General features: G+C 35.3%; 5 protein-coding genes. 3 read left to right on the forward strand and 2 right to left on the reverse strand.

The window, feature by feature from the left end:
* Positions 1–163: 163 nt before the first annotated feature.
* Positions 164–1,663 carry an MFS transporter gene (locus ABRY23_11665; protein ID MFA3783709.1) on the reverse strand — a complete coding sequence of 500 codons (1,500 nt, stop codon included), beginning with the start codon at positions 1,661–1,663 and terminating at the stop codon, positions 164–166.
* Positions 1,664–1,701: 38 nt separating this feature from the next.
* Positions 1,702–3,075, reverse strand: a complete 1,374-nt coding sequence (locus ABRY23_11670) for an alpha-amylase family glycosyl hydrolase (protein ID MFA3783710.1) — start codon at positions 3,073–3,075, stop codon at positions 1,702–1,704.
* A 434-nt stretch (positions 3,076–3,509) separates the two neighbouring features.
* Here ABRY23_11670 and ABRY23_11675 point away from each other — a divergent pair, with 434 nt between their 5' ends.
* From ABRY23_11675 to ABRY23_11685, 3 genes are all read left to right on the forward strand, one after another.
* A complete protein-coding gene (locus ABRY23_11675) occupies positions 3,510–4,505 on the forward strand; it encodes a LacI family DNA-binding transcriptional regulator (protein ID MFA3783711.1) in 996 nt (331 codons plus the stop codon).
* Positions 4,506–4,531: 26 nt separating this feature from the next.
* Positions 4,532–6,898: a GH36-type glycosyl hydrolase domain-containing protein gene (locus ABRY23_11680; protein ID MFA3783712.1), complete on the forward strand. Its 2,367-nt coding sequence runs from the start codon at positions 4,532–4,534 to the stop codon at positions 6,896–6,898.
* 37 nt (positions 6,899–6,935) lie between these two features.
* Positions 6,936–7,121 (forward strand): hypothetical protein (locus ABRY23_11685; GenBank protein ID MFA3783713.1); only part of this gene is annotated, 186 nt, incomplete at its 3' end.

Here is a 7,121-nt window from a genome sequence, read left to right on the forward strand (position 1 = left end):
CAACTTATTTGTCAAGGCGTAATAATTTTTATTAGCATGTTATTACAAAAACAAGAAGTGAAATGAGATAACTCAGTGTGCCTCTGTGGTTCTCCGTGTTCCCATCTGTAGAGTAATTACACGGAGTGCACGGAGTAGGCACAGAGTACCACAGAGGGAAAATCTAATCCTTATCCTCCACAAAATAAACCATAATTGCTGCTGCTATCATTGATGCGCCGCCTAAAATGAGCGCGTAAATTGCCTGGTCTGCAAAGAGTGTTCTTACAAAAAATCCAAGTATTGCAGCTGCTGTAATCTGCGGAATCACAATAAAGAAATTAAAAATTCCCATGTAAACGCCGAGTTTGTTTTTCGGGAGTGAGCCAGTTAGTATTGCATAGGGCATTGCGAGTATTGATGCCCATGCAAGTCCAATTCCCAATTCAGAAATCAAAAGTAAATTGGGATTCTTAATTATATAAAATGAAGCTAATCCTAAACCTCCACAAATCAAGCTGATTGAATGAACTGTTTTTCTGCTGGTTCTTTTGGCAAGCCAGACTAAAAAGAATGCCATAACCGCTGCGAACCCGTTATATACTGCCATCAGAACGCCAACCCAATCTGCACCTTTATTGTAAAGTGCCGAAGTTGTATCGCTTGTTCCGTAAATGTGTCGAGTTACAGCCGGTGTTGTGTAAATCCACATTGCAAACAAAGCAAACCAGGAAAAGAATTGTACATAAGCCAATTGTATCATCGTCTTCGGCATTTTAAAAAGATCATTTATAACAATAACAAATCCATTGTTTATCTTGCCTGATTTCGTTAAAAAACCGACGAGAAGTTGCAGCAAGCCAAATACAGCTATACCGCCGAAGAAAACAGCAAGACCGTAATCCATGTAAATAAAAAAATCGAATAAAATAAATAAAACAAGACCTATCAAAAACCACACAAGACCGCTTTTGTAAAATTTTGAATAAGGGAGAAATTCAATATTTCTAATCAGTGACGGGTCTTTTTCAATTTCAGATTTATTGAATTGTTCCATTTCTTCGGGTGAGTATTCTTTTGTACTGATAACCGTCCAAAGAACAGCAAGAAAAAAGACTATCCCGCCGATGTAAAATGAAAATTTAACTGAAGAGGGTATTTCTCCAGCTGGTGCGGTATTGCTAATTCCGAACCAGTTGGTCATAACGTAAGGTAAAGCCGAGGCAATTATTGCGCCGGTACCTATAAAAAAACTTTGCATTGAAAAACCGATTGTTCTTTGTTCAGGTGGAAGCATATCTCCCACAAAAGCTCGGAAAGGTTCCATTGAAATATTTATTGAGGCATCCATTATCCATAACATTCCAGCTGCAACCCAAAGTGCTGGTGAATTTGGCATAATCAGCAACGCAAGCGAAGCAAGAATTGCGCCTGATAAAAAATAAGGTCTTCTTCTACCTAACTTGTTCCATGTTTTATCGCTCATGTGACCTATGATTGGTTGAACAATTAATCCAGTTACAGGTGCAGCTATCCAAAGAATTGGAATTTGGTCTATACTTGCACCTAAAGTTTCGAATATGCGACTGACATTTGCGTTTTGCAGAGCAAAGCCGAATTGTATTCCTAAAAATCCAAAACTCATGTTCCAGATTTGCCAAAAGCTTAAACGGGGTTTTTCCATATAAGGCTTCCTTTTATTCTTTATCAAAATTTATCACTTTATAGTTTGAAGTAGATTAAATACTTCCAAGGAGTAAGCTGAAATTTCTCGCTCTCAGAAAATGTAATTTTCTTACCGTCTTCAAAAAGAATTGAAAAATCACCCTTAATTAGCGGGCTACTTAAATTTATAGTTTGATTTGTAGGCGAGAGATTAAAAATTGCTAAGACTTTGTTGTTATTTTTTTCACGTATAAAAGCTAAAACGTCATTATTGCCAGTTTCTAAAAATTTCATTTCACCGCCCGCCAAGCCGTTCCATAGAGCCTTATTATATTTTTTTAGATTATTTAAGTCAGTATAAATTTGTCTCATTGGGCTGGGTTTCCAATCAATTGTATCTTTGTCAAAGAAACGTAGTCTTTTATTTAATCCAGCTTCTTGACCGCTGTAAATTAGTGGCATTCCTTTTACAACTCCGCACAGCACTGCAAATGTTTCTGCAGCACCATCTAGTCTTTCGTAGACAGTTCCGTTCCACGAGTTCTCATCGTGGTTAGAAGTGAATACCATTCTATAATCATCATCGTTGTAATCTTTCTTTTCTTGATTATAGTAAGAAATTATGTCGGAAGCTTTTTTCGTTCCTTTTGCTACTTTGTTTATTAGATCTTTCAGTTGCCAGTTATATGTCATATCAAAAGCTTGATGAAGGTAATTTTCACTTGCTTCAGCCAGCATGAAAATATCACTTTTTATTTTTGATAATTCTTTCCTTGCTTCAATCCAAAATTCGGTAGGAACCATTGCAGCCACATCACAGCGGAAGCCGTCAATGTTACATTCTTTTATCCAATAACTCATTGCATCTATCATGTAAGTCCATAATTCCTTATTATCATAATTTAAATCTATTACATCGCTCCAGTCTGCTACAGGGGAAACAAAATTTCCATTACTGTCTCTTGTGTAAAAATCAGGATGCGTTTTTGTCCATACATTATCCCACGAGGTATGGTTAGCAACCCAGTCAATAATTACATGCATTCCAAGTGAATGGATTTTAGTTACCAAACTTTTAAGGTCGTCTAATGTACCAAATTCGGGATTAACTGCTTTATAATTTTTAATTGAATAATAACTGCCAAGAGTGCCTTTTCTATTAAGTTCGCCAATAGGATTTATTGGCATTAACCATAGAATATCCACTCCAAGTTGTTTAAGTTCTGGTAAATGTTTTTCAAATGCTTTGAAAGTTCCTTCAGGTGTATATTGACGAATATTAACTTCATAGATAACAGCATTTTTACTCCATTGGGGGTGAGTTACTTTCGATTGCTCTTGGAAGAGGGATACAGCTTTGCAGCTTGATAAGTGGAAAAGGAATATTGCGATAATTATTTGAAATGAAATCTGAATGATTCTTTTTTGCATAATATTATCCTGTGCTTCTTAAATGGAGTATTTAATTAGTGTAAAATAATAATTTCCGCCACAAAACTATAAAATGATATAGCTGAAAATTCCACTAATTTGCAACTTTATTCATGTATATGTTGAATTTTTAGTAATTGTTAAGAAAGTTAGTTTTTTGCATCTATATCAAGCCTTTTGAAAACATTCTCATTGATGAACTTTCTATTTGTGATGCTATACATTAAAAGTGAAATGAAAAATTATTATTTGATTCATCCTAAAATTTTCATTCTGTAGTACGATTTAACTTGACTTTAAAAAAAACGATTGCTAAGTTGAAGTTGCAATGTAAACGTTTACATTGCAATTTATTCCAATCCTTTATCAATAATTGCTGTACTTGTTGAAAACATTAACAAAAATAAAGGGTTTTTCATCTTTGGGAGATTAGATTGGTTTCTACAATTAAAGAAATAGCGAGGTTGGCAAACGTTTCAATTGCTACTGTTTCAAGAGCATTGAGTGGAAGCCCAAAAGTAAAAGAAGAAACACGACAGCTTATTCTAAAAATAGCAAAGGAACTCAATTATAACCCCAATTTGCTAGCGAGAAATTTTGTAAAAGGTAAATCAAATTTAATAGCACTTATACTTCCAGATATAACTGATGAGTTCTTTTCCGAAATAATACGAGGTGTAGATGACACGGCTTTTCTATCCGGGTATTATACAATGGTAATTAGCTCCCATAAAAATCGATCACTGGTTGAATCAATTCATACAATAATGGGAGCAGGCTTGGTTGGTGGAGCTATTTTATTAATTCCCTTTTTGTCAAAAGAAATAAAAGAAGCATTAAATCATGAAAGAATACCTTTCGTGATTATAAGCAGCGACAACAGTCAAAATTCCTACTCAATGGTTAGTATAGATAATTACGGCGCTGCCTACTCTATGACAGAATATTTAATTAAAAAAGGTTATACGAAAATTGCTCACATTAGCGGTCCAGCTGATAATAATGATGCAATCAGCAGAAAGCAAGGTTATATTGATGCATGTAAGGATAACCAAATTAAGCTTAAGAAAAATTGGTTGGTCGATGGAAATTTTACAATGGAAAGTGGTAATAGCGCATGCAAAGTTCTATTAGATCTTAAAGAGAAGCCTGAGGTTATTTTTGCTGCAAACGATATGATGGCTTTGGGCTGTTATGAAGTAATTCAGGAAAGAGGCTTAAAGATACCGAAAGATATTGGTGTTACTGGCTTCGATGATATCCTATTGTCAAAGTATTTAAACCCTCCCCTTACAACAGTAAAGGTGCATATTAATGAACTTGGTATTACTGCTGCTGAATTATTGCTGAATAAAATGGGAAGCCAAAGTTACGCCGCTAATCGTAAAGTTAAAGTCTCAGCTGAACTAATAGTAAGAAAATCTTGTTGATAAAATAAATTTGGGTGAACTGAACAATGTCGAAATTTTCTACAAAATATGGCTACTTCTCAGATGACGGTAGCGAGTATGTAATTACCAACTATAATACTCCTAAACCGTGGGTAAATGTAATTTCAAATGGTCAATATGGATTGGTTATTTCTCAAACTGGCGGTGGATTTAGTTGGAAAGAACATTCGGAGTTTAATAGACTTAATCGCTGGCATCAGGATTTAGTTCAAGATAACTGGGGAAAGTTTTTCTATGTGAAAGATAACCTGTCCGGAGAAATATGGAGCCCAACATGGATGCCGGTAAAAACACAGCTAAATTTTTTCGAATGTAGGCACGGCCTGGGATACACTGTCTTTAATTCAGTTTACAAGGATGTTGAGATAACCCTTACAATTCACGTCCCCTTAAAAGAAGATTTTGAGTTGTGGGATTTTAAGATTGCAAATATTCGAAGTGTCCCTATTAATTTATCTATCTATACTTATTTTGAATGGTGTCTCGGCTCTTCCGCCGACCATCACCGCGAATTCCACAAATCATTCATTGAGACTGAGTTTCACGATGAGTTTAATACAATGTTGGCTACTAAAAGACTTTGGGAAATTCCTATTGAAAATAGAGGACATTGGAATATAGAGTATCCGTATTACGGTTTTATTTCTTCGACAAAAAAAATTGCTGATTACGACGGAGAAAAGGAAACATTTATTGGAAGATTTAATTCAGTTAATAATCCAGCTGGATTATATGCTAAACAAATGGCAAAGAAAACCGGAAAATGGGGAGATGCAATTGCTTCATTGAAGTCTGATTTGCTTATCAATGCTAATGAAGTAGATTATGTTACTTTTATTTTGGGTATCCAAAGTGATAAGAGTAAAATCCCATCTATTGTTGAAAAATATTCTTCGCGAGATAATATTAATGCTTCCCTAAATGAAATAAAATCCTACTGGATTAATTTTCTTTCACCACTTGAAGTAGTTACACCTGATGACGCTCTGAATATTTTAGTTAATAAATGGCTAAGGTACCAGGCAATATCTGGTCGTTTGTGGGGAAGAACTGCTTATTATCAACAAAGTGGCGCTTACGGTTTTAGAGATCAACTACAAGATAGTTTAGTTTTTTTGCCTATCGATTCTTCTTTAACAGCATCACAGATTCGTTTACATGCACGGCATCAATTTGAAGATGGAACAGTTTTGCATTGGTGGCATCCAATTACTGAAACAGGCTTATCAACTAAGATGACAGATGACCTTCTATGGCTTCCATTTGTTGTTCTTCAATATATTGATGAAACTGCTGATTATAAATTCCTCTTCGAAAAAGAGCCATACTACGATAATAAACTTAAAGAAGATACTCTTCTTAATCACTGCATTGCTGCAATCGAAAAAGCTTTATCAAGATTTAGCGAGAGAGGCTTGCCGCTAATTGGAGCTGGCGATTGGAATGACGGCTTAAGTGCAGTTGGCTTGGAAATGAAAGGCGAATCAATTTGGCTCGCAGAATTTATTTATTTAATCTTAAATAGATTTTCAGAATTGCTGAACAAAATTGAGGAACATAATCTTTCAAAAAAATATTCTGATAAAGCTGAAAGCCTTCGTGAAACTTTTAATAAGCATGCATGGGATGGACAATGGTTTTTTAGAGCTACTAAGGATAACGGAGAAAAAATTGGAAGTAAGGAGTGTGATGAGGGTAAAATATACTTGAATGCACAAACTTGGAGCGTAATAAGTAATATAACAAGTGACGAACGTAAAGAAACAGCGATGGAAGCCGTTTCCAATTATTTAATGAAAGATAACGGAACGTTATTATTGTATCCTGCTTACACTAAGCCGGATAAATATATTGGTTATCTTTCTAGGTACGCACCTGGCCGCCGTGAAAATGGAGGGGTTTATACCCATGCCGCTACATGGGCTATTTGGGCTTATGCTTTATTGAAAGATAAAAAAAATGTTTGGGAATTGTTTAAAAAACTGTGCCCCATTTATAATGGAATGAATCCAGATAAATATTGTGCAGAACCATACGTTACACCAGGCAATATTGAAGGACCAGATTCACCTAATTACGGCATGGGAGGATGGACATGGTATACTGGCTCGGCTGCATGGTTTCAAAAAGTTATTGTCGATTGGATAATTGGCGTTAGAGCAACAGAGAAAGGGTTGATTATTGACCCATGTTTTCCAGCTGAATGGGACAGAGTAAAAATCAAGAGAACTTTTAGAGGCTCTGTCTATAATATCGAAATAATGAATAAATCAAACATTAAAAAAATTTTTGTTAATGGGAAAGAAATTGATGGTAACATTATTTCCTTTACAGAAGAAAATAAGGAGGTACAAGTTTTAGTCCAAATATAGATTAATATTATTTCTAAACAAAAACATGGAGGCACTCATGAAGAAACAATTTCTGTTGTCATTTCTGTTGCTGGCTATTTGGTCTTTTTTTACAGTAGCCAAAGCTCAACCAGCTCGCCAGGATGTAATCTGGGCGAAGGCAGTACCATCGGGAACAATAACACTTGATGGCAAACTTGACGAACCTGCGTGGTCAAAAGCACAGACGCTGTCGATAGTATAT

The organism is Melioribacteraceae bacterium 4301-Me (assembly GCA_041538185.1).
In the GTDB taxonomy this organism is placed as follows: domain Bacteria; phylum Bacteroidota; class Ignavibacteria; order Ignavibacteriales; family Melioribacteraceae; genus Pyranulibacter; species Pyranulibacter aquaticus.